Here is a 26,450-nt window from a genome sequence, read left to right as displayed (position 1 = left end):
CGGCAGATGTTCGGCCGGGCCAACTTCGACCTGCTGCGCAAGCGGGTGCTCCTCGCACCGCGAGCCCGTTCATGATCGCGGTTGTGGTGACCCTCTGTGGCCCTGGCACGGAAAGTGATCCAGAGCCCAAATTCAAAGACCGCCGACAGGGTCACCTCCGCTCGCGCGGAGAGCACCCTGCGGCAGATGTACAACGCGATGCACGCTGCGGGTCACCTCCGCTCGCGCGGAGAGCACACTTCCCCACCTGCGACGTTAGAGGAGCTTTGCAATTTCTTTACCATTGCAGGAGCCCTCTGCCCCACGGGGGAAGTCGTGGCCGGGTTCTTCGATCACGGAAGCAGTGTAGGGGCGCTTCGAGACGCAGACAGGGCCGCGTGAGCGAGACGCCCTGCCTCTTGCTCACGCTTCCTCAACAGCCTCTCCCCTCTCGCCCCCGCCCCGGGTCGAGAGGAGGGGTCCACCACCCGGCCCCCGGCCGCCACCGTGCCCGCTGCGTTCCCCGGGGGCCGGGGAACACAGCGGGGGTTGCGCAAGATCTCTCCCCGGACACCGGAGCCCTACGGACCGACCCGTGGAGCGTCCGCTCCGCCAACGGTTCGACCCGTCGAACCACCGGCGGGAACTCGGCCGGGTTTGCTTAAAGTTTCCGCAAAGCCAGCCCGCGGGAGCACGTCCTCCACCCGGCGCGACCTGCGCGATCAGGCAGCTGACGCCCCATCGGAACGAGCGTCAAATGAGCGTCACGAGCGTCATTTCAGCGTCAGGATATCGCCCGTAACGCCCACAACGCACATAACGCGCACACGCGAAATCGCAGGTCAGGAGCCCTTTGCGGCCGGTTCGAGGATCGCGACGCACTCCAGGTGATGGGTCATCGGGAAGAGGTCGAAGGCGCGGGTGAAGCGGGGACGGTAGCCGAGGTCGCGGAAAGTGGCCAGATCGCGGGCGAGGGCAGCCGGGTCACAGGCGATGTAGGCGATGCGGCGCGGACCGAGTCCGGCGATCATCTCGACCACCTTGCGGCCGGCACCCGCCCGGGGCGGGTCGAGGACGACGAGGTCGGCCTCGGTGATGCCGGTACGCGGCAGGACGACCTCGACCTTCCCCTGCTCGACGCGGACCCGCTCGAAGTCGGCGAGGTTCTGCCGGGCGTCGCGCACCGCGCGGGCGGAGGACTCGATGCCGAGTACCGCGCCGGTCTCCCCCATCCGGTCCGCCAGTGCCCCGGCGAAGAGGCCGACGCCGCAGTACAGGTCGAGGGCGGTCTCCCCCTTGCGGGGCAGCAGGCCGCGCATGACGGCGTCCACCAGCACCTCGGGTGCGCGGGTGTGTACCTGCCAGAAGCCGCCGCCACTCACCCGCCAGGTGCGGTCGTCGGCCCGCTCGCGGACGTACGGGCGGCCGTGCACACGGTGGACGGATCCGTCGCGCTCCTCCGCCCGCTGTACCGACACCGGCCGGTCCAGCTCGACCAGCGGCAGCCGTCCCCCGGGGCGGGGGGTGAGGATCACCTGGCGGTCGCCGGAGCCGGTGGCGGCGATGGCCTCGACGGAGGCGATGTCCGGCCACTCGTGACGCTCCACGCCCAGTTCGGAGACGCCCTCGGCCGCGATCAGGCAGCGGTCGATGGGCTCGACCTCATGGGAACGGTGACGGCGCAGGCCGGCACGTCCCTCGGCATCCACGGCGTACTGCACGCGGCTGCGCCAGGCCGGGACCTCGCCGGCGGGCAGCTTGTCGCCGGGGGCCGGCTCGACGGTGCCGTCCCAGCGGGCGTCCTCGGGGGTCATGCCCGCCAAGCGGCTCAGCTGCTCGGCGAGGACCTCACCCTTGAAGCGACGCTGGGCACCGGGCTTGGCGTGCTGCCAGTCGCAGCCACCGCAGCGGCCGGGCCCCGCGTAGGGGCAGGGGGCGGTGACGCGGTCCTTGGACGCCTCCAGGATCTCCACGGCGTCGGCGCGCAGGAACCGGGACTTCTCGTGTCCCTCGGTGACCCGGGCGATCACCCGTTCGCCGGGCAGGGTGTGCCGGACGAACAGCACGCGTCCCTCGGGGGTGCGGGCGACGCAGTGTCCGCCGTGGGCGACCGGGCCGACCTCGACCTCCCACTCCCGTCCGACCAGGGAGGGGACGGCGGGGTGGGCGGATGCGTCGTCGGACCCGGCGGGGCGGGGCGCGGCGGCGGAGGGGTCGGTCGACACGAGGAACGGCTCCAGGGACGGTACGGACGGCAGCCGCCCAGTCTAGGCCCCGCGCGAGATGCGTGCGTCCGAGTGGGGGGCCGGGCCGGCGGGCGGGGGCGGGGGGTTCGGCACGGCGGCGGGAGTCGACGGACCGGTGGGGCCGGAGGACGGCAGGTCGGGTCGGGTCCGCACGGGGTCGGCCGGAGGTGCCCTCGGCAGCGGGCGCGGAGGGTCGGCCCCTTCGGGCCGGGGTGTGCGCCTTTCTCCATCCGGGCCGCACGGGGTGCCCGGTGAACGGAGGCCGGAGGCGGGGGCCCGGGCCGGTGGGCAGGCTCCGGGACGCCCACCATCGGCTCCGCGACTCCGGCGGGGAACTCCGGGCGCGGGGGTGTAACGCCGGGGCCGGGACGAACGTCGGAGCGAGGGTGGACACGGTGGGTGGGGCCGGAGCCCGGGGACGGGCGGGTGCCGGTACACGAAAACGGCCGGTTGTGCGGACCGCACCGGCCGGCCGGGTGGAACAGCCGGGCCGCGCCGAACCGTGCGGCCCCCGGAAGAACCGGCGATCGCCCGGAAGGAGGCGGAAGAGAAGCGAAAGAGGCACGGTTCGATCAAGATCCCCTGCCTCGATCATCCCGGACCTCGCGCCTCCCACCGGCGCGGGGGTACCCCTGACAGATGTCCCGGGCACGGATCGTCACCACCCGAGGTCGATGCGCCCGGGCCCGATGGGGCTACGGTGAGATCGACACCCAGCCGGCTCCCGGCCGAACACCGGCCGGGTATCCCGGATTGTCACCGGTGGGACCGATCATCGGGAGCGAAATCCCGGAAAGGAAGAAGAGGGCGACGTGAGCACACTGCCGGAGCGGTTCGGGGTCCCGATCAGGAGTGCGGGGTAGAGGTTCGATGCACATCGTCATCATGGGCTGCGGGCGGGTCGGCGCCGAGTTGGCCCGGGAACTCGAGGGGCGCGGCCACTCGATCGCCGTGATCGACCGGGATCCGACGGCCTTCCGACGACTGGGTTCGCGCTTCGGCGGTCGGCGGGTGACCGGGTTGGGCTTCGACCGGGAGACCCTGGAGAAGGCCGGATTGGCCGAGGCCGGCGCGTTCGCCGCCGTCAGCAGTGGCGACAACTCCAACATCATCGCCGCCCGGGTGGCCCGCGAGGTCTTCGGCGTGGAGAACGTCACCGCCCGCATCTACGACCCCCGGCGCGCCGAGGTCTACGAGCGGCTGGGCATTCCGACGGTCGCGACCGTGCGGTGGACCTCCGACCAGATGCTGCGCCGGCTGCTGCCCTCGGGCGCGGAACCGCTGTGGCAGGACCCCAGCGGCGCGGTACAGCTCTCCGAGGTACACATCTCACCCGGTTGGCTGGGGCACAAGGTGGCGCTGTTCCAGGAGCGGACCGGGGTGCGGGTCGCTTTTCTCACCCGAATGGGTGAAGCGATGCTGCCGACCTCGAAGACGGTTCTCCAGGAGGGGGATCTGGTGCACGTGATGCTGCCCTCGGACCGGGTGGCCGAGGTGGAGGCCGCGTGCGCGCTGGGCCCCGAGGAGGAGCGGGCATGAGGGTCGTGATCGCGGGCGCGGGCGCGGTGGGCCGGTCGGTGGCCGGTGAACTGCTGGAGAACGGGCACGAGGTGCTGCTCATCGACAAGTCGCCGCAGGCGGTGTCGGTGGACCGGGTGCCGGACGCGGAGTGGCTGCTGGCGGACGCCTGCGAGATCACCTCGTTGGACGAGGCCGCGCTGGAGCGCTGCCAGGTGGTCATCGCGGCCAGCGGCGACGACAAGGTGAATCTGGTGGTCTCGCTGTTGGCGAAGACCGAGTACGGGGTGCCCCGGGTGGTGGCCCGGGTCAACAACCCGAAGAACGAGTGGCTGTTCAACGAGGCCTGGGGCGTGGACGTGGCGGTCTCGACCCCGCGTCTGATGTCGGCGCTGGTGGAGGAGGCGGTGAGCGTCGGCGACCTGGTCCGGCTCATGCGCTTCAGCCAGGGCGAGGCGAACCTGGTGGAGCTGACGCTGCCGGACACGGCGACGCTGGTCGGCACCCGGGTGGGTGAGGTGGCCTGGCCGCAGAACACCGCCCTGGTGACGATCATCCGGGGGACCCGGGTGTTGATCCCGGATCCGGACGACGCGCTGGCGGCCGGTGACGAACTGTTGTTCGTGGCCTCGCCGGAGCAGGAACGGCAGTTGGAGGATCTGCTGTCCCCACGCGAGGGTCGTGGCGAACGAGGGGAGCGGGGCGAGCGGTAGGGCCGGGTGGGAAACGGCGGATCGGGGCGTCCGGAGGGGTTCGGTCTCCACCCGCATCCGCGCCCCGTCCCCGTGTGCCGGGTGCCGGAGTCGGATCAGGGGCCGGTGCCGGCGGTTCCGGTGGCGCGGGCGGCCGCCCGGGCCCGCTCCTCCTCGCGCTCCCGTTCCCGCTCGGACTCGCGCCGCTCCTCGGCCTCCATCTCGGCGATGACGTCGATGGGGGCGGGTGCCTTCACCATGATGATCCAGGTGAGGTAGACGGCGAGCAGGAACGGCGGGATGCCCAGGGCCACCCGCAGCCAACCGAGCTGGGCGGCGTCGCCCCAGAAGTAGATGGGGAAGGTGATCGCGGACTTGGCCAGCAGGATGGCACCCCACACGTAACTGGCCTTGACGTAGGCCCGCTTGCGCCCGGGGTTGCGGGTGCGCCAGGAGAGGTTCTCCTTGAACAGCGGACCGAGGATGAGGCCGAGCAGTGGGAACCCGAAGGCGGCGGAGAGGGTGTAGGCGACGCCGAGGACGAGCGTGTAGATCATGCCCGGCAGGTAGAAGTTGCGGGCGTCTCCGGTCATCATCGCGAAGACCGCGCCGATGACCACGCCGAAGACGCCGCTGAAGGCGTGCTTGGTGGGGCCGCGCTGCACGAGGCGGGCGACGAACATCACGCCGGTGATGGACAGCGCCAGGATCGCCGAGGTGTTCAGGTCACGGTTGAGGGTGTAGCTGAGCACGAAGACCAGGCCCGGGACGGTGGTCTCGATCATGCCCCGCACGCCGCCGAATGCCTCGAAAAAAGCGGCCTTGGTGGCCGCCTCGTCAGCCTCCCGGGGGGCTTGGGTCGCCCCCGCGGGATCCGGTTCGGGTTCGCCGGGGGCGCCGTTCGTCGGCCTGTCCAGGGAGGTCACCCGTCACTCCGTTCCGAGGGGTTTGAGCTCATAGCGGGGGTTGAAGAGCACGGACCTGCCCCCGGAGGCGACGAGCCGCCCGGAGACGATCATGTCGCGGCCGGGTTGGATCCCGGCGATCGACCGGCGTCCCATCCACACGATGCTCAGCGAGTCCGAGCCGTCGTCGAGTTCGGCCTCCAGGGCGGGTAGCCCGCCCACGGTGCGCTCACCAACGGTACGGAGGGTACCGCGCACGGTTACCACACGTCGCCCCTCGGGGCCCTCCGCGCAGTCGCAGATATGGACGCACTCGGCCTCGTCGTCGGCCGGATCGGCACCCAGGTCCGAGGGCTCCGGTGAGTGCTCCGGGAGGCCCAACAAGCGCCGCCATCCGGTACCGCGTCGCCCGGAACGGCTCCCATCAGTCATGCGTTCAGCCTAACCCCCACGGGGGCGCTCCCGGCTCCCGGTTCCGCGCGGGTTCCGGGCGACGGACGGATCCGGGGCCCGCGGCGGGTCCCGGTCGGGACCGGGGCGGGTCCCGGCCGGGGGCATACCGTGCGGCGGCTCGCGGAGCCGGGGCGCACGGTGAACCGCCGTGGTCCGGCGCCGCCGCTCGGCACGCCGTACGACGAGGCGTGAAGCGGGGACATCCGGCTCCGGCACCCGGACCCCGGGGTCCGGGTGCCGGGTGCCGGGGTTCAGGGTCCGGGGTTCAGGGTTCAGGCTGCGGGACGCGGCGGGACCCGGCGGGACCCGGCGGGAGGAAACCGGGCGGGGCCGATATCCCTCCCGGACGCCCGAGGGGAACGCGCAAGGAAACGCTCCCTCAATCCCGCAAGATCATCACGCTCAACGCCCACGGTCCTCGCAACTCCCACAGATCGCGGGTGTTGCGAGGACCGTTGGAACCCAAGGTGTCGGGAGCCTTCCCTCGTGGCCGGGCGGTCGACCGGTCTCCCGGGCGGGTTTCAGCGGACCTCGGAGATCTCCGGGCCCCGGCGCAGGCGGTCCATGCCACCCGCGAAGCGGGAGCCCGCGTCCTGCTCCTGCGCCTCCTGCTTGCGCACGCCCTCGGGCACCATGCTGGCGTCCTCGGGCAGCTTGAGGACGATGGGGTCACGGGGGGCCATCGGCTGGTCGCCGCGCACCACGACGGTGTCGCGGAAGACGCTTTCCAGCACGCCGGCGGCCTGCGGCTGCACCGCGCCCTGCCCGGAGATGACGCCGCGCAGGAACCAGCGGGGGCCGTCCACGCCGATGAAGCGCACGACCTGCATGCCGCGCTTGCCGTCGGGGAGTTGGACGGGCACCTGCGCCCGCAGCTCCCAGCCGAGGGGGCCCTCGATCTCGTCGACGACCCCGCCCTGGCCGGTGATGCCACCGGCGATCTCCTCGCGGACCTCGCCCCAGATGCCCTCGCGCTTGGGCGCGGCGAACGCCTGGAGTTGCACGGCGCTGTCCTTCAGGACGACGGTCGCGGCGACGATCGACTCACCGGCGACCTCGACCCGCAACTCCATGCCCTGTACACCCGGCACGAAGATCCCGCCGAGGTCGACACGGCCCTCGGTGGGCCGGCTCACCTCGGAGATGTCCCAGGGGCCCTCGGGGCGGGGCGCCGGGGCGAGTCTCACCCGGCGGACCTCTTCCTCGTCCGGAGCCTCCGGAGCGGTGGGCTCGACAGCCTCCCCGGGCTCCTCATTCCGCTTGCGGCGACGTCCGAACACGTCACTGTCCTTTCACGGCGTAGGTGTGTTCCGCGCCGGCATGGCCACCGGTGGAGCCGAAGCCCCCGCCGGCCCGTGCCGAACCCGGCAGCTGCGCGACCTCGTGGAAGCGCACCGTCTCGACCCGTTGGACCACCAGTTGGGCGATCCGGTCGAACCGTTCGAAACGCACGCTCTCCCGGGGGTCGAGGTTGATCAGGATGACCTTGATTTCTCCACGGTACCCGGCGTCGACGGTCCCCGGGGCGTTCACGAGGGCGACTCCGCACCGCGCGGCGAGTCCGGAGCGGGGGTGGACGAAGGCGGCGTGTCCGTCGGGGAGCGCGATGGCGACACCGGTGGGCAGGACGGCGCGCTCGCCGGGGGCCAGTTCGGTCGCCTCGGTGGTCACCAGGTCCACGCCCGCGTCGCCGGGGTGGGCGCGGGAGGGCAGGGGGACATCGGGCGTCGTGCGGTGTATCAGGACGTCCACCGGCTCCTGCGGTCCCGGAAGCACCCGGTCTCACCCTCTCTCGGTCTCTCGTCGTACTCGCGTCGTGCTCGTGTCGGTCCCCGGTCGGCCCCGGACCGGCTTCCCGCTCGTCCGTTCCCGGGGTGTCCGCCACACCGGTCGCGCGGTGCGCGGCCGACGTGGCCCGGGTCGGTCGTGCGGGTGCGGGGGCCGTCCCCGGTGGTCGTCGCCGACCTCCGCTCCCCCGAGGGGGCGTACGGCCTCGTTCGCGCGCCGGCGAGCGCGCACTGCCGCGCGCGGGCTTGGTACGCACCCCGGATGGGGGCCGGGGCGCGGGTCCGGACGGGACGGGCCCGAACGCCTCCCAGACCCTACCGCCGGTGCGGGTGATCCGGGTGCGCCCGGGATGCTTGTCCCATGGAGTCCGACGCGAACCGGCCGTCCCGGCCGCCCCGCCCCTACGAGGAACGTCTCACGGTGCCCCGCACGTGGTGGCTGATCGCGCTCATGGGCGCGGCGCTGACGGGGGTGACACTGGTGCCGCTGGGTCCGGTGCCGGCCCTCATCGGCACGACCGCCGCGCTGGTGGGCTGCGGGATGGCGCTGAGCGCCTACGGCTCGGCCCGGATCAGGGTGGCCGGGGGCACCCTGCTGGCGGGCCGGGCCCGGGTGCCGCTGTCGGCCCTGGGGGCGGCCCGACCGCTGGACGAGGCGGAGGCGGTGGCCTGGCGCACCCACCGGGCCGACGCCCGCGCGTTCATGCTGCTGCGGGCGTACGTGCCCGAAGCCGTTCGGGTCGAGGTCGTCGATCCCGACGACCCGACCCCCTACCTGTACCTCTCGACCCGGAACCCGCGACGCCTGGTGGCGGCGTTGGAGGCCGGGCGGGGATCCGCTCCGGAGGCGGAGGGGCCTCGCGTCGAACCGATGACCGGGCAGGCCGGAACGACCGGTCCCGCCGAACCGGCCGAACGGTCCGAACAACGCGACGCCGGGTGATCGATCGGGCGGGGCCCCCGCGGTCCCGCCCGCCGCGCACTCCGGAGCGGGCTCACCCGGCGCAGTCGCGGCAGATCGGCGAACCGTTCTTCTCCGCGGCGAGCTGGGAGCGGTGGTGGACCAGGAAGCAGCTCATGCAGGTGAACTCGTCCGCCTGGCGGGGCAGCACCCGGACCGACAACTCCTCGTTGGACAGGTCTGCGCCGGGCAGCTCCAGGCCCTCGGCCTGCTCGAACTCGTCGACGTCGACCGTGGAGGCCGACTTGTCGTTGCGCCGGGCCTTCAGCTCCTCGATGCTGTCCTCGTTGACGTCGTCATCGGTCTTGCGTGGTGTGTCGTAATCGGTGGCCATGCTCGTAACTCCCCCTTTGGGTGTCCGTGGTATTCGGTGATGGTCTCCAGCGCGGGTAACGCCCGGAGGGCCGGTCTTGTGCCCGACTCGAGGCGGAGATTTTGCCTCACATCAAGCTGTGTTACTCAATCGACACCCGGCCGGGCGCCCGAAGGAGCGATCGGCGGCACGGGCGGGGCCGTGGTGCGGGGGCCGGAAAGCCGGTCACGGCGGTCGATTGCCCGGGGAACCGGGGTCGCATGTGTGATTGATCACATCCGGCGTTTTCCGTCCGGACATCATCTCAGATCGGCAGAAACACCCGCATCACCAGGCCGCCCTCCGATCGGGGCTCGGCGGTGACCGCTCCGCCGTGGGCCCGGGCCACCGACCGCACGATGGACAGGCCCAGGCCCACCCCGCGGTCGCTGTGGGTCCGCTCGTGCCGCAGTCGGCGGAACGGCTCGAACATGTTGTCCACCTCGTAGGCGGGTACCACCGGGCCGGTGTTCTCGACCTCCAGGACGGCCTGGGACCCCCGGAGCTCGGTGTCGACCCGTACCCAACCGCCCTCGGGGACGTTGTACCGGACGGCGTTCTGCACCAGGTTCAGGGCGACTCGTTCCAGCAGCACGCCGTTGCCCCGTGTCGGGGCGGGTCGACGGGTGCCGCGCAGTTCCACCCCGGCCGCGACGGCCTCGGCGCGGACCTGCTCCACCGCCCGGTCGGCGGGCTCGGCGAGGTCCAGCGGTTTGCGCTCGGTGATCTCGTTGTCGCTGCGGGCCAGCAGCAGCAGGCCCTCCACCAGTTGCTCGCTGCGCTCGTTGGTGGCCAACAGGGTGCGGCCCAGCTGGATCAGCTCCGGAGGGGCGGCGGGGTCGGAGAGGTGCACCTCCAGCAGGGTGCGGTTGATCGCCAACGGGGTGCGCAGCTCGTGGGAGGCGTTGGCGACGAACCTCCGCTGGGCGGTGAAGGCGCGGTCCAGGCGGTCGAGCATCTCGTCGAAGGTGTCCGCGAGCTCCTTGAGCTCGTCGTCCGGGCCGCCCAGCTCGATGCGGCGATGCAGGTCGGACCCGGCGACCCGGCGGGCGGTGCGGGTGATGCGGCCCAGCGGCGCGAGAACCCGCCCCGCCATCAGGTAGCCGAAGGCGAAGGCCAGGACGGCCAGACCCATCAGGGCGAGGAGCGAGCGCTGCAGGAGTTCCTCCAGCGCGAGCCGGCGCTGGATCCCGGCGCACTCGGCGTACCAGGAACGGAAGGTCTCGGCGTCCACCATGCCCGCGATCGGCCGGCAGGCCTCCGAGGTGATCTCCACCTCGGCCTCGGAGACGAAGCGGAACGGGACCGCGCTGCCGGCGCCCAGTGCGTCGGCGGCCAGCAGGTAGATGATGCCGAGCAGCACCACACCGGCGATGAGGAACATCCCGCCGTAGAGCAGGGTGAGGCGGATGCGGATGGTGGGGCGCAGCCAGGGCGGGCGCGGATCGGTGGGGCCCGGCGGCGGACCGGGGGGTGGACCCGGCGGCGGACCGGGGGGCCGGGCGGGCATCCGGACGCCGGCCGGGGGGCCGTCGGTACGGGCGTGGCCGGCGGCCCCCGGGCCGGCCACGTGATCGGTGGGCCGGGGCGACGGGGTGGCGGGACGGCTCGGCGGACCGGGGGTCGCCGAGCCGCGGGGCGCGTCGGCGCCGGGGGGTGGGGAGGTGCCGGGCATGGTGTCAGATCCGGTATCCGGCGCCGGGCACCGTGGTGATCACCGGCGGCTCGCCCAGTCGGCGCCGCAGGGTCATGACGGTGACCCGCACCACGTTGGTGAAGGGGTCGGTGTGTTCGTCCCAGGCCTTCTCCAGGAGTTGCTCGGCGGAGACGACCGAGCCCTCGGCCCGCATCAGCACCTCCAGCACGGCGAACTCCTTGGGCGCGAGGTGGATCAACCGGCCGTCGCGCAGGACCTCGCGCCGGTTGGGGTCCAGCCGGATGCCAGCGTGTTCCAGGATCGGCGGCAGGGCGGGGACCGAACGACGGGCCAGCGCGCGTACCCGGGCCACCAGCTCGGTGAAGGCGAAGGGTTTGGGGAGATAGTCGTCGGCGCCGAGTTCCAGTCCCTCGACCCGGTCGCTGACGTCGCCGGCGGCGGTCAGCATGAGGATCCGGGTGGGCAGGCCGAGGTCGACGACGCGGCGGCAGACGTCGTCGCCGTGCAGCACGGGCAGGTCGCGGTCCAGGACGATGACGTCGTAGTCGTTGACCTCCACCCGCTCCTCGGCCGCCCCGCCGTCGTAGACGACGTCGACCGCCATGCCCTCGCGTCGCAGACCGGTGGCGACGGCGTCGGCGAGCAGGTGTTCGTCCTCGACGACCAGCACGCGCACGCGGCACCTCCCTCTCCTGATCGTTTCCGCTCGTGGTCGCCCGAACCGTTCGTCCCCGCTCACCGACCCGACCGGCGACCGGTCACGGGGCGGGGAGTGCGGAAGGGCTCCGGGGCGCGGGGGCGACGGATTCGCGCGGCGGGCCGACGGCTCCGGATCGCCCGCTCCGGTGGCGCCGAGGCGGCCGGGGTCCACCGGGGACGCCCCGGGGCCGGACGGTCGGCCCGACCCCGGGGATCATTCGTCCCGGAGCCATACTCCCCCGGACACGGATAAGCGCGCCGTCAGGAATCACCCGGTGGAGTGGATCACGTGTCCCGGGGCAGGAGCGGGCACGGAGTGCCGTGAGCGGTTCGCAAGGAGCGCGCGGGAAGCCCGGGGGCGGGCGACGGTCGGATCCGGGGCCCGACCGCGCACCGGGCGTCCGCCGGAATGTCCATCGTTTTTTCTGTTGCCGGAAGGTTTCCGAGGAGTGCCACCCGGGGATCACCCCTGCACACCCCAGCGATTCCCCCCTACCGGGCGCCAGGCATCGACGCCGGCGACACGGACGGGACCGCCTCCTCGAGGGCGTGGCGATCGCGAACCACCCCGGCACCCCGTGCCGCCGACCGATGACAAGGGGGCGCATCATGGACGCGTTCACCGCAGGCATTCTGCAGCGCATCGAGAACACCGAGACCCAGTTGGAGCGCGCCCGCGAGGCCGGCGACGTCTTCTCCGCGGACTTGGAGCAGGCCGAGCTGGAGGACCTGCTGCGTCTGGCCTCCGAGCACGGCGTACGGGTCGAGCGGGGAGTACCCGCCTGACGTCACGCACTCCGTCGCGCGTGCCGCGCCCGGCACCGCGACCTTCCCCGGGGCGACCCGGGATCACGTTCGGACCGACCCACGCGGTTCGCACGCGAAGAAGCCCCGGGAGGATCTCTCTCCTCCCGGGGCTTCTTCGCGTGCGGGCCGGTCGTGCCGGGGGCCGGGGGCGGGCCGGATACCGCCGGTCGCGCCGGCTCGCTCAGTCGTGCCAGGCGCCCAGCTCCTCCAGCAACGGCTGGAGGAGCTCGAAGACGCCGGGCGAGGCGGCCACGGTGAGGTCGCCGTCCGCCGGTCGCCCCGGGCGTCCGCCGGTCAGTGCCCCCGCCTCACGTGCGATCAACTCGCCCGCCGCGAGGTCCCAGGCGCCGAGTCCGCGCTCGTAGTAACCGTCCAGCCGACCGCCCGCCACGTCGCACAGGTCGATCGCCGCCGAGCCACCGCGCCGGATGTCCCGCAGGCGGGGGATCAGTCGGCGCGCCACCTCCGCCTGCGCGACGCGGACCTCCGTCACGTAGTTGAATCCGGTGCCGATCAGGGCCTGCTCCAGCGGGGGCGAGGGGCGGCAGCGCAGCGGGGTCGTGGTGCCGTCGGCGGTACGACGCAGCGCTCCCCCACCGGCCACGGCCCAACAGGTCTCGCCGCGCATCGGGATCTCCACGACACCCACGACGGCGCGGCCGTCGATCTCGGCGGCGATGGAGACCGACCAGTTGGGCAGGCCGTACAGGTAGTTGACGGTGCCGTCGAGGGGGTCGACGACCCAGCGCACCCCGCTGGTGCCGGCGGTGTCACCACCCTCCTCGCCCAACACCGCGTCATCGGGGCGGCGCTCGGCGAGGAAGTCGGTGATCAGTTTCTCGGCGGCCAGGTCCATCTCGGTGACCACGTCGATGGGGCTGGACTTGGTCGCCGCGACCGCGAGGTCGTCGGGGCGCCCGCCGCGCAGCAGCCGGCCGGCGCGGGCGGCCGCCTCCAACGCGAGGTCGAGCAGGTCGCCGGGGGCGGGTGGGTATCCGGTGTGGTCGCTCACGGGGGAAGTTCCTCCTGTACGGGGTCCGGGCCACGGGCCGGGGCGGTGGTGTCGGGCGGATCGTCGGGCGCGGCGATCCGCCCGACTCCGCCGAGGGGCGAGCGGGTCGGACCCGGTGGTCGGGCGTGGGGGTCAGGCCTGGGGACTGTCGACGCCGGTGGCCGCCGGGCGCGGGGTGCGGCCGGGACAGCAACCCACGGGGCAGCGGTCGTGGCTCGGGCCGAGGTCACCGAGGGCGCACCGCACGGGCTCCTGCCCGCGCTCGGCGGCCGCACGTTCCAGCACCAGGTCGCGGACGGCCGCCACGAAGCGGGGGTCGGCGCCGACGGTGGCCGAGCGGACCATGGGCAGACCCAGTTCCTCCGCCTTCGCCTTCGCCTCGGTGTCGAGGTCGTAGAGGACCTCCATGTGGTCGGAGACGAAGCCGATGGGCACGATCACGACGGCGGACACACCCCTGGCGTGCACCTCTTCGAGGTGGTCGCAGATGTCGGGCTCCAGCCAGGGGATGTGCGGGGCACCACTGCGGGACTGGTACACCAGTTCGGCGGAGCGCTCCACGCCGGTGGCCTCGCGGACCGCCTCGGAGATCCACCGCAGGGCGTCCATGTGCTGGCGCACGTACGCGCCGCCGTCGCCGTGACCGGCCTGCGGGCCGGAGGTGTCGGCGGCGGAGATCGGGATGGAGTGCGTGGAGAACGCCAGGTGGGCACCGTCGCGCACCTCCTCCGGCAGTTCCTCCAGGGCGGCCACCACGCCTTCGGCCATGGTCTCCAGGAAGCCGGGGTGATTCCAGTAGACGCGGATCTTGTCCACCCGGGGGAGCTCCGCCCCCTCGGCCTCCAGCGCGGCGAGCGCCCCGGCGAGGTCTTCGCGGTACTGGCGGCAGCCGGAGTAGGAGGAGTAGGCGCTGGTGGCCAGGGTGAGGATCCGCCGGCGGCCGTCGCGGACCATCTCGCGCAGGGTGTCGGTGAGATAGGGGTCCCAGTTGCGGTTGCCCCAGTACACCGGCAGGTCGAGGGCGTTCGCCGCGAAGTCCTCGCGCAGGGCGGCGAGCAGACGGCGGTTCTGCTCGTTGATCGGGCTGACACCGCCGAAGAGGAAGTAGTGCTGCCCCACCTCCTCCAGGCGTTCGCGGGGGATCCCGCGCCCGCGGGTGACGTTCTCCAGGAAGGGGACGACGTCCTCGGGGCCCTCGGGTCCGCCGAAGGAGAGCAGCAGCAGCGCGTCGTAGGGGGTGGGGTCGGTGGGGTGTGCCATGTCGGCCATCCTCGCATCACTCACGGTCACCCGACGGGTCGGCACCACCGTTCTCGCCGACGGTGCGGGCGCGGTCCGCGGTGGGGTCGTTCGGAGCGGCTCCCCTCCCGGCGGCGCCACCGGATACGGGCGGATCGGGACCGCCGGTGGGTCCGATCGACCACACACGGTCGGGAGGGGCCGGCCGGGGGGACCACGATCCCGGGGAACCGCCGAAGCGATCGACCGGGGGGCACCACCGGGTGGGGAAGCCGGCCGCACGGCACCGCGCCCCGATGTCGGGGCCGCCACCCCGTTCCGCGCCCCCGCCCGGCACTTTCGCCGGCCCACCGGGGCACATGGACCTCACCCCCGGGAAGGGGTCCCTCGATCCGGTGACCGCCATCCGGGTGGTCCCGGACATCCTCCCCGGGGCTCGCCCGCGCCCCGCCGGAAGACTCCGACACGGTGCGGCGGATATCGGCGGATCGCGCCGGCGGTACCGGCGGCCACTGGGGGCGGCGGCGACGAAACCGTTCCCGGAACTACCGTCACGGGTCCCCCTTCGCCCTGTCGGCCGGCGGCCCCGGACGTCGACCGACAGCCGCGTGCGGCCGGGCCGGACGAACCCCCTCCCCGGCGGTGCGGGGCCACCGGGCCGTCCTCCGGGGACCGCGTCCGCCCCTTTCCGGGACGTTCGTCGAGCACCCCGTCCGGGCCCCCTCCGCGCTTCCCGGACTCTCCCCGAAAGGGGCTTCCGTCCCCGATCACCCGCCGGTCGGGGACGGGAGACGGGCCGTCCGCCGGACGGAGGAGGCCGATTCGGGAGGTTCCGCGGGGCTTTCCCGGCCCCCCGGGGAGCCGATCCGGATTGGCGCGTCCACCCCTCCCGGATGGCCCCTATGGAGTAGTGTGGCCATTCCGGCGGCGTGGGCCGACCGACCATCCGAAGGGGCCGAAACCATCGGCCCCGCGGGGTGGCAGGGAGGTGAGGCGTCGCCATGACGGCTCCCCGGGCCCCGGCCCGACACTCCGGGCTGGTCCGCAGGGTTGTGGCAGGCTGCACCCGGGCAGGCCACACTCGTCCAGCGAGAACCAGCGACGCACGTGACGTCGGCAGGCACCACCCGGGAGGTCCTCATGCCCGAACTGCGTGTCGTGGCCGTCAGCAACGACGGCACACGGCTGGTGCTGAAGGCTGCCGACAACACGGAATACACCCTGCCGATCGACGAACGTCTGCGCGCCGCCGTGCGCAACGATCGCGCGCGTCTGGGTCAGATCGAGGTCGAGAGCCACCTGCGCCCCCGCGACATCCAGGCCCGTATACGGGCCGGTGCGACCGCCGAGGAGGTCGCGCAGTTCGCGAACATCCCGGTGGAGCGGGTGCGGCGTTTCGAGGGGCCGGTGCTCGCCGAGCGCGCCTTCATGGCCGAACGCGCCCGCAAGACCCCGGTGCGGCGTTCCGGTGAGACCACCGGCCCGCAGCTCGGTGACGCGGTCGCGGAGCGGCTGCTGGTGCGCGGCGCCGATCGGGACACGGTTCGCTGGGACTCCTGGCGGCGCGACGACGGCACCTGGGAGGTGCTGTTGGTCTACCGGGTCGCCGGCGAGACGCACTCCGCGAGCTGGATGTACGACCCTCCGCGCCGGCTGGTGCAGGCGGTCGACGACGAGGCACGGGCGCTACTCGGCGACGTGGACGACACCCCCTCCCCCAGTACGCCCTTCGTGCCGCGCATCGCCCGCCTTCCGCGCGAAGGTGAACGCGAGGCGGGTCGGGCCCGACCCGGCCGGGACCGGGTGACCGATCCGGCGGCGGCGATGTCCTCGGCGTCCCCCGACTCCCGGACCTCCTCGCCGAACGACCAGGACTCGCTGACCAGTCTGCTGGAGGCGGTACCCAGCTTCCGGGGCGACCTCGTCGTGCCGGACCGCCCCCCGCCGGACGACGAGGAGCCGCAGGCCGTCGAGGAGGAGGTCGGGGAGGAACCCCCGGCCGAGCGCGCGGCCTCCGCGGCGGGTGCGGGCGCGGCGTACGCGGACGTGTTGATGCCCCGGGCGGTCAGCGGCCACCGGGACCGGCTGGTCGGCACCACCGATCGACAGGCCGAAGCGGACGGCGTGCGGCCCGGACGGCGCGCGGCGGTGCCCAGCTGGGACGAGATCGTCTTCGGCACCCGCCGCCGTGTCCTGTCCGGCCTTCGGGGCCGTGCCGACCCGGTTCGGCACGGCCCCGACCGGCCTTCGGCCCGGCGCGGGGATCGGCGTCGGCCCGGGAGGATTCTCGCACCGGCCCGGTCCGACACCGACCGGGGTTCAGCCCTTTTCGGGCCGGCTCGGGCCGGTCCGAGCGGGTCCGAGCGGGCCCGGGCTCTCAGCCCGACGCGGTCCGGCCCGTGCGGAGCGTTCGGGTCCGGACCGGACCGGCGCGAACCGGATCGGCAGGGGGCGGCTCAGCCCGGATCGGGGCCGACGGCCACCGGCCGGGCGGGGTCGGCACACCACTCGCTCCACGAGCCCGGGTACAGGGCGGCCCGCACCCCGATCAGGGACAGCGCCAGCACCTGCTGCGCCGCCGAGACGCCCGATCCGCAGTAGACGCCCGTCCCGGTGCCGGGGGTGACGCCCAGAGCGGTGAAACGGGCGGCGAGTTCGTCGGCCGGCAACAGCGCGCCGTCCGATCCGACGGCGGAGGTGGTGGGGGCCGAGCGGGCGCCGGGGATGTGCCCGGCCACCGGGTCGATCGGCTCGGTGTCGCCCCGGTAGCGCTCGGGGGCGCGGGCGTCGAGGAGGATGCCGTCGCGGGCCAGGCGGGCGGCGGCGTCGGCGTCCAGCACCGGCATGGCCCCGAACCGCGGGGTGAAGGTCCCCGGCCGGGGGTCGGGCACCTCGGTGGTGAGCGGGCCCTTCCAGCGGGCCAGGCCACCGTCCAGCACACGCACCCGTTCGTGCCCGGCGTGACGCAGCAGCCACCAGGCGCGGGCGGCGGCCCAGCCGGGACCGCCGTCGTGGACCACGACGTGGCTGTCGTCGTCCACGCCGGCGCGGCGCATCGCGTCCCGCAGGACATCCGGGTCGGGCAGCGGGTGGCGGCCTGCCGCTCCCGGCGGTCCTGCGAGTTCGGTCTCCAGATCGATCCACACCGCGCCGGGCAGGTGGCCGCGCCCGTACTCCTCACGTCTCGGTGGTCCGCCGAGGTTCCATCGCACGTCGAGCAGGACCGGCGGTTCGGCGTCGGTGTGGGGGTCCGCGAGCACGGCGGCGAGCTCGTCCGGGGAGATGATCGCTGCGGTCATGGGGTCATTGTCCCGTGCGGGCGGTGCTCGGGTGGGCCGGGGCGCGTAGCCGCCCGGACGGGTCCGAACACCTCGACGTCGGGCACGGGGGGTATCGCGTCGAACACGTTCCGAACGTGACGGGGTCGGGCTCCGGACGAAAACCCGCGACACCCCGGACCACTCCGGCCCCGGACGACGACGCGGGAGGTGATCGGTGGGAGCATCGACAGTGACACCGGTGTCATCGCCCCGGGCCCGGCGAACGGAATCGACCGGCGGTTCGGACGGTGTCCGCCGCACGGCGCCGGGAGCGCGGTGACCGGAAGCACCCGGTTCAGTTCCGAGGAGAGGCGACGATGACCGAATCCGTGAGCGGACCCACCCCCGGCATCCCCTGTTTCGTCAGCGTGATGATGCACGACCTCGACGCCGGTCGGCGGTTCTACGGGGAGTTGCTCGGGTGGGAGTTCGAGGCGGGTCCGGAGATGCTGGGCCCGTTCCTCAACGCGATGGTGGACGGTCGGCCGATCGCCGGCCTGGGCGGGACGGCATCGGGCCGTCGGCACCCCGTGGCCTGGGTGCCGTTCTTCTCCACCGCCGACGCGGACGCCACCATGGACCTGGTGCGCGAGTGCGGCGGCACACCGGCGGTGGGGCCGATGGACGTGGAGCGGGCCGGGCGGGTCGCGCTGGCCGCCGATCCGTTGGGCGCGGTGTTCGGCGTCTGGCAGGCCGGTGCCGTGCACGGCACGCCCTTCTCCACCCGCCCCGGGGCCCCGGTGTGGACGGAGTTGGTGACCGTGGACTCCTCGATGGTGAGCAAGTTCTACTCGCTGGTCTTCGACGACGATCCCCGCACCGAACACCGGGGCGGAGGTCCGTGGGCGCCGGCGGGATCCGAGGGTGTTGATGACGTCGGGGGCGCTCCGGATACCGGGGACACCGGGGATTACGTGGTGCTCCACCACGGGGGCCGACCGGTGGCCGGGATCCACGGTGTGGGGGCGACCGGTCTGCCGCCCGGGCACGGTGCCTGCTGGGTGACCTACTTCTCGGTGGCCGACCCGGAGGAGGCCGCCCACCGGGTCGGTCGGCTGGGCGGGAAGGTGCTGGGACCGGTGCGGCCGGCGCCGTTCGGCGACTTCGTTCGGGTGACCGACCCCGAGGGCGCGCCCTTCGGCCTGGTGCGACCGGCGGACGCCCCGACCGGCGGCTGAGGACCCCGACGCACGTCGTGTGGAACGACGCGTGGAACCCGGCCGGAGGGCCCCCGACCGGGGAACGCCTCGATCGTCCGTGCGATCAGCCGATACGGATCGGGCCCCGCCCACCCCGCGGGACAGGAGGTCGGGCCGGTGCCGGGTCCTCGGGGGGATCGACCGGGAGCACATCCGGGGAGAGGCGGGCCGCGCCGGCCGAGGCGGCGGTCAGCCGCCGCCGGTGGTGGCGCCGGCACAACACCTCGTACCCGACCGCGCCCCGGTCCCCGGCCCCGTCGGCGGGCTCGCCGTCCACGTCACCGACCACCACCAGCTCTCCCTCGACGACCATCCGGCCGTCCACGGTACGGGCGTTGTGGGTGGCGCGCTCCCCGCACCAGCACAGAGACTCCACCTGGAGGGTCCGGACGCTGTCGGCGAGTTCGATGAGACGTTGGGAACCGGGGAACAGCCGGGTGCGGAAGTCGGTGGTGATGCCGAAGGCGAAGACATCGATGCCCAGGTCGTCGACGATCCGGGCGAGTTGGTCGACCTGGGCGGCGGAGAGGAACTGGGCCTCGTCCACGATCAGGTGGTCCACCCGGTCACCCGCCGTGAGCCGGCGCACCAGATGGTGGTGGAAGTCGAAGGCGCCGTCGGTCTCGATCGCCTCGGTGACCAGGCCGAGCCGGGAGGACAGCCGCCCCTCCCCCGCCCGGTCGTCCCGGGTGAAGATCAGGCCCCGGAGCCCGCGGGCCGAGCGGTTGTGCTGGATCTGCAGGGCGAGGGTGCTCTTCCCGCAGTTCATCGTTCCGGCGTAAAAGGCGAGTTCGGCCACGGATGGGGGCTTTCGGTGCGGCGGGCGGGGGCGGACGCGGGGCATCGCGTGGGGCTCTTCGCCGGACCCGGGGTCACGGCGTGGCGGGTGACCGGCTCAGGTACGGACCTCCAGCAGCGGGATGTCCAACTCGGCGGAGGTCAGCGAGCCGTGCATACCGATCAGCGCCGACTCGTTGGGCTCGGTGGAGCCGGCGACCACGGCGGCGGTGCCGGTCATCGCGACGACCACGTCGCCCAGCCGTCCCACCACCCGTGATTCCACGGTCTTCGGCGGCCCGAACCAGCCCAACTCGACGGCCTCCTCCCGCCCGACCACCCAGGCGTCCTCCCCCAGCACCTCCCGCCAAACGGTGTACACGTCGGCGGCGGCGCCCGGGACGGCATAGACGTGCCGGGCGCGGCCCTCGCCACCGAGCAGCCGGACGCCGGCGCCCAACTCCCAATCCTCGTCCACGTCGTAGCGGGACTCCTCGGTCATCGGCACGTCCACCATGCCGTGGTCGGCGGTCACGTACAGCACCGAGCGCGGGGGGAGTTGCTCGGCCAGCCGACGGGCCAGGCCGTCCACGATCCGCAGTTGGGCGCGCCACTCCGGGGAGTCCACGCCGAAGCGGTGACCGCAGCCGTCCAGGTCCGCGTAGTACGTGTAGACCAGGGCCCGGTCGGCGACGGCCAGCCGGCTCGCCGCCAGGTCCATGCGCTCACCCGGGTCCAGGCGGCCGAACCACCGGCCGCCACTGAGCGCCACCCGGGTCAGCGGGGTGTGCTCGAAGGCCGGCGCGGAGACCTGACAGGTGGCCACCCCCGCCTCGTGGGCCAGCCGGAAGACCGTGGGGTGCGGCTGCCACAGGTGGGGATCGGTCCACGGATCCCAGCGCAGCTGGTTCATCAACCGGTCGGCCGCCGGGTCCAGGACCCGGTAGCCGGCCAGGCCGTGCGCGCCGACCGGCAGACCGGTGCCGACCGAGGCCAGCGAGGAGGCGGTGGTGGAGGGGAAGCCGGCGGTGGCGGGCCGGCCGCTGCCGGCGAGCGAGCCGGGCAGCAGCGAGGTCAGGAAGGGGGCCTCGGCCGGGTGGGCGCACAGCACCTCCCACCCCAGGCCGTCCACCAGGAAGACGCACACCCGATCGGCGGCCGGCAGGACCAGTCCGGTGGCGGGGCCGGGCACGCCCATGCCGGCGAGGGCGGCGGGCAGCAGGTCCGCCAGCGAGGCGGTGCCCCAGGCGGGTACCGGGGCCAGGGCCGGGTCGGGGAGCGGCGGCTCGTCGTAGGCGTCCGAGGGCACCCGGGTCACCGGCCGGTCGGGGCGGTGGCCTCGGAGAGGGCACGGGCGAACTCCAGGGTCTGCCGAACGGTCTCCGGGCCGTCACCCGCCTCACTGATGCGCAGCGACAGGTCGTCGGCGGTGGTGGAGCCGGTGTAGCCGTGGTCGGCCTCGCAGCCGGGGTCGCCGCAGCCGGCGGGCTCGAGGTCGATGCGGGAGACCGCGCCCCAGCCGATGGTGAGGACCACCTCGTGGGGCAGGGTGCCGGGGGTGTAGGACTCGGGGTCGGCGACGACCCGGCTGAGCACCACCGAGGAGATCCGCTCCAGCCGGACCGACTCGGTCGAGGTGGTGGCGTAGGCGACCGGCTCGGCGGGCTGGGCGGGGTCGGAGCCCCGGCCGGAGGGCGCGGGGGCGCCGGGGTCGGCGGGCTGCTCGTCGGTGTGGCTGACGACGAATCGGGTGGCGGTCAGCACCAGGACGGTGACGTGCCGGCGGACCTCGTTGCTGTCGAAGGTCGTCTCCTGGTGCACCAGATAGGAGACCACCGGCTCCCGGCCCACGGCCGACTCGACCGCGTCCGCCACGAGCGCCGGGTAGTAGCCGCTGCGCTCGATCGCCGCACGCAGCCCCTGGGTGGTGGTACCGGTCTTCGCCATGCGGTCCATCCTAAGGGGCGGTACCGACCGCGCCGTCCCCGAGCGGGCCCGGCGTCCGCGTGCCGGCGCCGCGCCCGCCCGGCGCCCCGTCGGGCCCCCGCCGGCTCACCAGGAGGCGAGCCGGCGGGGGCCGAGGTCGCTGCGGGGCGGAGCGGGCGCGACGCGCACCGAGGCGGAGAGCACGGCCACGCCCCGGGCGGAGACCACGACGGGTTCGAGGTCCACGGCCGCCACCTCGGGGTGATCGTCCACGAGTCGGCCGAGGCGCAGCAGCATCTCCTCCAGGGCGGCGGTGTCCACCGGTTGGGCGCCGCGCCAGCCGAAGAGCATCGGGGCGGCCCGGATGGAACGGATCACCTCGGCGGCGGCCCGGTCGGTGAGGGGCAGCAGGGCGTGACCCAGATCACCGAGGAGTTCGGAGGCGGGGCCGGCCAGGCCGAAGGAGAGCACGGCGCCGATGGACGGATCCACCACCGCGCGCACCACGGTGTCCACGCCGCGCGGGGCCATCGGTTGCACGACGGGGCGCAGCCCGGCCGGGCCGCCGAGGTCGGCGATCATCCCGGCGCGGGCCCGCAGCAGGTCGTCCACGGAGCCGAGGCCGAGGCGGATGCCGCCGAGGTCGGCGCGGTGGCGCAGGTGGGGGGCGGTGGTCTTGAGCGCCACCGGGTACCCCAGGCGTTCCGCGGCCTCCACCGTGGCCTCCTCGGTGGGGGCCGGCAGGGCGGGCAGGACGTGGATGCCGTAGGCCGCGAGCAGGCGGTGGGCGGCCTCGTCGGCGAGGGGGGTGCTGCGGACGGCCGCGGGGGCCCCGGGCATCCCGGCGGGGGTGGTGAGCGGTCCGCCGGCGGCCCGGCCGCCGAGGGCTTCGGCGAGCACCGCCTCGGCGGCGGCCTCGTCCACGTCCTCGAACCGGGGGGCCTTCCCGGGTGTGCCGGCGGCGCGGCGCCAGCGCGCGTGCCGGTCGGCGTGTGCCAGGGCGCGGACGGCGCGCTCGGCGGAGGGGTAGGCGGGGATGTCCCGGGCGCTGAGGGCCTCGGCGAGGCCCTCGATCGCGACGTGGGCGACGACGACCGGTTTGGTGCCGAAGGGGCCGACGGGGCGCTCCCCGTCGTCACCCGTCGGGGTGGTGTCGGAGCCGGTGTGGCGCGGGGCGGGGGCCGGGGCGGCGGGGCCGGTCGTGGTCGTCGGGGCGCCCGCGGTGTCCTCCCCCGGGTCGTCCCCGGTGCCGGGGGCCGCGTCGCGCAGGGCGGCGTGCAGGGCCTCGGTGAGGGCGCGCCCCCAGCGCTCCGAGCCGACGCCCGTCGCCTCCTGCCGCGACTCGCCCACCACCGGCACCGCGGTGACCACCACGGCGTCGGTCGCCGGGTCGGCGAGGGCCGCGGCGACCGCCCGGCGGTACGCCGCCGGATCCGCGTCGGCCGGCAGCGGAGGGGTCAGTCGCGGGATGAGGCCCTGGGCGCGGCAGGCGTCGTGCACCACCAAGCCCAACGACTCGGCGTTGCCCACGACCGACACCCGGGGGCCGGCGGGCAGCGGACCGCGGGCCAGCAACAGCCCGGCGTCCACCATCTCCGTGACGGTGTCCGCCTCGATCACGCCGGCCCGGCCCAGCAGGGCCGAGACGGTGGCGTCGGGGGTGCGGCCGGACCCCAGTGCCGGGACGGCGTGGCCGGTGGGGACGCTGCCACCGCTGTGCCGACCACCGCGCACGACGACCACCGGTCGCCCCGCGGCCGCGGCCCGGCGCACCAAACGGGTGAACTTGCGCGGGTTGCCCAGGGACTCCAGGTACATCAGCACCACCCGGGTGTCCGGGTCGTCGTACCAGTACTGCAGGAGGTCGTTGCCGGAGACGTCCGCGCGGTTGCCCGCCGCGACGAAGGTGGTCAGACCCGCGCCGCAGCGTTCGAGTTCCTCCAGCGCCGCGATGCCGATCGCGGCGGACTGGGTGAACAGGCCGATCGGACCCCGATGGGGCAGGTAGGGGGCCATGCTCGCGTTCATCCGCACACCGGAGGCGGTGTTGAACACACCGAAGGCGTTGGGGCCGATGATCCGCATCCCCAACGAGCGGGCGTGGTGGACCAGTTCGCGCTGGCGGACGCGGTCCGGGGCGCCGGCCATGACCACCAGCCCCTGGACGCCGTGCTCACCGCACTCCTCCACCACGCCGGGGACCGCCTCCGTCGGCACGGCCAGGACGGCGAGGTCCACCGGTTCGGGGATGTCGGCGATCGAGCGGTGGGCGGGGGCCCCGCCGATCTCCAGGAGTCCGCCGTCGGCGGGCAGGGCGTGATTGACTGCGTGCACGCGCCCGGCGAAACCACCGCGCAACAGGTGCTCCAGGACGGTGCGGCCCGTGCCGCCGGGGCGCCGGCCGGCGCCGATGACGGCCACCGAACGAGGGGCGAGCAGACGGTGCACCGACCGCCCCTCCGCGCGTTGCTCGCGCGCCCGCATCACGTTCAGCGAGGCCTCGGTGGGCTCCAGATCGAGCGTCAGGTGCACCGAGCCGTCCACGAAGCTGCGGCGCTGGGAGTAACCCGCGTCGGTGAACACCTTGATCATCTTGCTGTTGGCGGGCAGCACCTCGGCCACGAACCGCCGGATGTCGCGCTCCCGGGCGCAGGCGGCGATGTGCTCCAGGAGCGCGGAGGCCAGGCCCCGGCCCTGGTGGGCGTCCTCGACCAGGAAGGCCACCTCGGCGTGGTCGGCGGGGAAGGAGGCGGGATGGCCGTCCGTGTCGATCCGGTCGTAGCGCACGGTGGCGATGAACTCGTCCCCGACCGTGGCGGCCAGGCCCACCCGGTCCACGTGGTCGTGGTGGGTGAAGCGGTAGACGTCGCGGGCCGAGAGCCGGGGGTAGGGGGCGAAGAAGCGGTAGTACTTCGACTCGTCGGAGACCCGTTCGTAGAAGTCCACCAGGCGGCCCGCGTCATCCTCGGTGATGGGCCGGATGTGCGCGGTGCCACCATCGCGGAGCACCACATCGGCCTCCCAGTGGGCCGGGTACCGCTGCGACTCGGAGTCGGCGTCGGGGCTCGGCTGGGGGGCGGCGGACGGCGGCATGGTGCCACCCTACGGCCGGGGGGGCCGTCCCGGCACCGGGCGTACCGGACCCGACCGGGGGACCTTCGGGACGTCCCGCCGCCGACCCGGGGGTGCCGGCCGGGGGGCCGACCGGCACCGGGACCGGCGTGTGTCCCGACCCGCGGATCGGCGGCGGGTCGCGGCGGCGGGCGGGTTCGGGGCGTACTGCTCTTCCGGGTGCCCCGGGTGCGCCCGGCCGGGGCACCCGGGGCAGGCTGGAGATCCGTGGATCGCACCCCGACGGGACGCCCGGCGTCCCGTCGGCGGGCGGGGTCCACGGGAAACGGTCCGGGTCCACGGGGGGCCCGGCCGGGCAGTGTCCCCGACCCGAAGGGCTTACCACCATGACCACCGAGCGCCGTGTCACCGTCGGCTGGCCGGAGGGCCTGCACGCCCGCCCCGCCTCGATCTTCGTCCGCGCGGTCACCGGTGCCGGAATCCCGGTGACCATCGCCAAGGGTGACGCTCCGGCCGTCAACGCCGCCTCGATGCTGGCGGTGCTGGCACTGGGCGCGGAGGGCGGCGAGGAGGTCGTGCTGGCCTCCGGGGCCGACGGGGCGGAGGAGACCATGGACCGACTGGCGAAGCTGGTGTCCGAAGGGCTGGAGGAGCTCCCCGCCGCGGGCTGACGCGACTCTCGCGGCGGTGCGGGGGCGGTACCCGGGTCGGGTGCCGCCCCCGGGGCGTCGGGAACCGGGACGTCGAGGGCCGGGCCGTCGGGAACCGGTGGTGGCGTCCGGGGGGGCGCTTCCGGCGCCGGCGCTCCACCGGCCCCCGGGGCGTCACGTCCCCGGGGACGGGGCGGGGCGGCGTGCCGTGTCGGATCACCCGCCGGTCGGGTTCCTCCGGTCCGGGGTGGCCCGACCTTCGGCCTTCGGCGGGAATTCCCCACCGTTTTCCCCGGAGCCGTCACGCGATACCGTCACGACACCCGCGGGAACCGGGATCCAAATGTTCGACTCCGCGACCGGTCCGGAATTCACCGAAGCAGGCAGATGGAAATCGACACGATGATTCGGGAGCCGAATCAATCGCCGTGAACCCAGGTGTATACGACCCCCGTTAAATCCGCCCGCGCGCCGTGTTGACGGCAGGTTTCGGAGTTCTCACCGCGCCCTGGCGCGGAGTTCTGCGCACCGTCGTGGAGTGCTCGAGTTGGGCCACCGACAGGGCGCGCGCCCGCTCGGCGTCCCCGCGGGCTATCGCGTCCACCAGCGCTCCCCGTTCCTGCCACAGCGGTACCGCCCGCGACATCGGCTCCGTGGTGTAGAGCCAGGTGATCTTGCGGCGCAGTTGCACCAGCATCGACGTCAGGCCGGGGCTGCAGGTGGCGCGGGCCACCGTCTCGTGGAACCAGTCGCCCAACGAGCGGAGGTCGGCCTCCTGCCCCTGACCGGCACGTTGTCGCCCCAACCGCACCAGTCCGCGCAGAACCTTCAGGTGGGCCTCGGTGCGGCGCTGGGCCGCGCGGGCCGCGCCCAGCGGCTCCAGCAGGCCCCGGACGTCCAGCAGGTCGGCGGCCTCCCGGTCACCGGGCTGCGCCACACAGGCCCCCGCGTGGCGCCGTGAGACCACGAAGCCCTCCGACTCCAGGGTGCGCAGGGCCTCGCGCACCGGCACCCTGGAGACGCCGTAACGGTGCGCCAACTGCTCCTCCGCGAGCCGGGCGCCCGGCGGCAGCACCCCACCGATGATGTCGTCACGGATCGCCGTGCATACCGTGTGCGCGGAGACACGCATGAAGAGCTCCCACTGATAACGGTGCCGGCCCCGTTGCACCCCGCCATATTCACGCCGGGCCCTCCCC

General features: G+C 73.9%; 22 protein-coding genes and 1 pseudogene. 7 read left to right on the top strand and 16 right to left on the bottom strand.

Annotated elements, in window-relative coordinates; genetic code table 11:
• Positions 1 to 821 precede the first annotated feature (821 nt).
• Positions 822 to 2,126, bottom strand: coding sequence for a class I SAM-dependent RNA methyltransferase (locus LZF96_RS14295; protein ID WP_233871314.1), 1,305 nt, complete (start codon positions 2,124 to 2,126; stop codon positions 822 to 824).
• Between the two features lie 969 nt (positions 2,127 to 3,095).
• Between LZF96_RS14295 and LZF96_RS14290 the strand changes: the two genes are divergently transcribed.
• Positions 3,096 to 3,764 (top strand): TrkA family potassium uptake protein, encoded by a 669-nt coding sequence (locus LZF96_RS14290; RefSeq protein ID WP_233871299.1) that lies wholly within the window; start codon positions 3,096 to 3,098, stop codon positions 3,762 to 3,764.
• Positions 3,761 to 4,456, top strand: coding sequence for a TrkA family potassium uptake protein (locus LZF96_RS14285; RefSeq protein WP_182662214.1), 696 nt, complete (start codon positions 3,761 to 3,763; stop codon positions 4,454 to 4,456). The genes LZF96_RS14290 and LZF96_RS14285 overlap by 4 nt, the downstream gene beginning before the upstream one ends.
• 95 nt (positions 4,457 to 4,551) lie before the next feature.
• Here LZF96_RS14285 and LZF96_RS14280 read toward each other — a convergent pair whose 3' ends face one another.
• From LZF96_RS14280 to dut, 4 genes are all read right to left on the bottom strand, one after another.
• Positions 4,552 to 5,361, bottom strand: a complete 810-nt coding sequence (locus tag LZF96_RS14280; protein ID WP_233871296.1) for a DUF3159 domain-containing protein — start codon at positions 5,359 to 5,361, stop codon at positions 4,552 to 4,554.
• Between the two features lie 3 nt (positions 5,362 to 5,364).
• On the bottom strand, positions 5,365 to 5,772 hold the full coding sequence (locus LZF96_RS14275) for an OB-fold nucleic acid binding domain-containing protein (protein ID WP_233871293.1): 408 nt from the start codon (positions 5,770 to 5,772) through the stop codon (positions 5,365 to 5,367).
• Between the two features lie 542 nt (positions 5,773 to 6,314).
• Positions 6,315 to 7,073 carry a DUF3710 domain-containing protein gene (locus tag LZF96_RS14270; RefSeq protein WP_233871290.1) on the bottom strand — a complete coding sequence of 253 codons (759 nt, stop codon included), beginning with the start codon at positions 7,071 to 7,073 and terminating at the stop codon, positions 6,315 to 6,317.
• 1 nt (position 7,074) lies between these two features.
• Positions 7,075 to 7,569 carry a dUTP diphosphatase gene (gene dut / locus LZF96_RS14265; RefSeq protein WP_233871287.1) on the bottom strand — a complete coding sequence of 165 codons (495 nt, stop codon included), beginning with the start codon at positions 7,567 to 7,569 and terminating at the stop codon, positions 7,075 to 7,077.
• 372 nt (positions 7,570 to 7,941) lie between these two features.
• On the opposite strand from dut, the gene LZF96_RS14260 reads away from it, so the two are divergent.
• Entirely contained in the window at positions 7,942 to 8,523 is a 582-nt protein-coding gene (locus LZF96_RS14260) for a DUF3093 domain-containing protein (protein ID WP_308294205.1), read from the top strand.
• A gap of 52 nt (positions 8,524 to 8,575) precedes the next feature.
• Here LZF96_RS14260 and LZF96_RS14255 read toward each other — a convergent pair whose 3' ends face one another.
• From LZF96_RS14255 to LZF96_RS14245, 3 genes are all read right to left on the bottom strand, one after another.
• Positions 8,576 to 8,875, bottom strand: coding sequence for a DUF4193 domain-containing protein (locus LZF96_RS14255; protein WP_143620971.1), 300 nt, complete (start codon positions 8,873 to 8,875; stop codon positions 8,576 to 8,578).
• 283 nt (positions 8,876 to 9,158) lie between these two features.
• The gene (locus LZF96_RS14250; RefSeq protein WP_374203232.1) at positions 9,159 to 10,403 is read right to left on the bottom strand and encodes a sensor histidine kinase; all 1,245 of its coding nucleotides are present in this window, start codon (positions 10,401 to 10,403) and stop codon (positions 9,159 to 9,161) included.
• Between the two features lie 169 nt (positions 10,404 to 10,572).
• Positions 10,573 to 11,226, bottom strand: a complete 654-nt coding sequence (locus LZF96_RS14245) for a response regulator transcription factor (protein WP_233871281.1) — start codon at positions 11,224 to 11,226, stop codon at positions 10,573 to 10,575.
• Positions 11,227 to 11,858: 632 nt separating this feature from the next.
• Between LZF96_RS14245 and LZF96_RS14240 the strand changes: the two genes are divergently transcribed.
• A complete protein-coding gene (locus LZF96_RS14240) occupies positions 11,859 to 12,035 on the top strand; it encodes a hypothetical protein (protein ID WP_233871277.1) in 177 nt (58 codons plus the stop codon).
• A 202-nt stretch (positions 12,036 to 12,237) separates the two neighbouring features.
• Here the strand turns inward: LZF96_RS14240 and LZF96_RS14235 are convergent, their stop codons facing one another.
• Entirely contained in the window at positions 12,238 to 13,068 is an 831-nt protein-coding gene (locus tag LZF96_RS14235; RefSeq protein ID WP_233871275.1) for an inositol monophosphatase family protein, read from the bottom strand.
• Positions 13,069 to 13,200: 132 nt separating this feature from the next.
• Positions 13,201 to 14,328, bottom strand: a complete 1,128-nt coding sequence (locus tag LZF96_RS14230) for a ferrochelatase (protein WP_233871272.1) — start codon at positions 14,326 to 14,328, stop codon at positions 13,201 to 13,203.
• 1,086 nt (positions 14,329 to 15,414) lie between these two features.
• On the opposite strand from LZF96_RS14230, the pseudogene sepH reads away from it, so the two are divergent.
• Positions 15,415 to 16,497, top strand: a pseudogene (gene sepH / locus LZF96_RS14225) (septation protein SepH); the annotation flags it as partial.
• A 266-nt stretch (positions 16,498 to 16,763) separates the two neighbouring features.
• Here the strand turns inward: sepH and LZF96_RS14220 are convergent.
• Complete coding sequence (locus LZF96_RS14220; protein ID WP_233871269.1) at positions 16,764 to 17,606, bottom strand: sulfurtransferase; 843 nt, start codon at positions 17,604 to 17,606, stop codon at positions 16,764 to 16,766.
• A 338-nt stretch (positions 17,607 to 17,944) separates the two neighbouring features.
• Here LZF96_RS14220 and LZF96_RS14215 point away from each other — a divergent pair, with 338 nt between their 5' ends.
• Entirely contained in the window at positions 17,945 to 18,805 is an 861-nt protein-coding gene (locus LZF96_RS14215) for a VOC family protein (RefSeq protein WP_233871266.1), read from the top strand.
• Positions 18,806 to 18,890: 85 nt separating this feature from the next.
• On the opposite strand, the gene LZF96_RS14210 is transcribed toward LZF96_RS14215, so the two are convergent.
• The 4 genes from LZF96_RS14210 to LZF96_RS14195 all read right to left on the bottom strand — a co-directional run bounded on the left by LZF96_RS14210 (position 18,891) and on the right by LZF96_RS14195 (position 24,622).
• Positions 18,891 to 19,625 (bottom strand): thymidine kinase, encoded by a 735-nt coding sequence (locus LZF96_RS14210; RefSeq protein WP_233871263.1) that lies wholly within the window; start codon positions 19,623 to 19,625, stop codon positions 18,891 to 18,893.
• Positions 19,626 to 19,721: 96 nt separating this feature from the next.
• A complete protein-coding gene (locus tag LZF96_RS14205; RefSeq protein ID WP_374203229.1) occupies positions 19,722 to 20,921 on the bottom strand; it encodes an alkaline phosphatase family protein in 1,200 nt (399 codons plus the stop codon).
• On the bottom strand, positions 20,918 to 21,550 hold the full coding sequence (locus LZF96_RS14200; protein ID WP_233871260.1) for a DUF5998 family protein: 633 nt from the start codon (positions 21,548 to 21,550) through the stop codon (positions 20,918 to 20,920). The genes LZF96_RS14205 and LZF96_RS14200 overlap by 4 nt, the downstream gene beginning before the upstream one ends.
• Before the next feature lie 105 nt (positions 21,551 to 21,655).
• Positions 21,656 to 24,622, bottom strand: coding sequence for a GNAT family N-acetyltransferase (locus LZF96_RS14195; protein ID WP_233871257.1), 2,967 nt, complete (start codon positions 24,620 to 24,622; stop codon positions 21,656 to 21,658).
• Positions 24,623 to 24,987: 365 nt separating this feature from the next.
• On the opposite strand from LZF96_RS14195, the gene LZF96_RS14190 reads away from it, so the two are divergent.
• Entirely contained in the window at positions 24,988 to 25,272 is a 285-nt protein-coding gene (locus LZF96_RS14190; RefSeq protein WP_233871254.1) for an HPr family phosphocarrier protein, read from the top strand.
• A gap of 433 nt (positions 25,273 to 25,705) precedes the next feature.
• Here LZF96_RS14190 and LZF96_RS14185 read toward each other — a convergent pair whose 3' ends face one another.
• Positions 25,706 to 26,383: a GntR family transcriptional regulator gene (locus LZF96_RS14185; RefSeq protein WP_233871251.1), complete on the bottom strand. Its 678-nt coding sequence runs from the start codon at positions 26,381 to 26,383 to the stop codon at positions 25,706 to 25,708.
• Positions 26,384 to 26,450 lie beyond the last annotated feature (67 nt).

The organism is Streptomyces sp. ST2-7A, from assembly GCF_021390475.1.
GTDB lineage: Bacteria > Actinomycetota > Actinomycetes > Streptomycetales > Streptomycetaceae > Streptomyces.
This window is presented reverse-complemented; position numbering and strand designations above follow the sequence as displayed.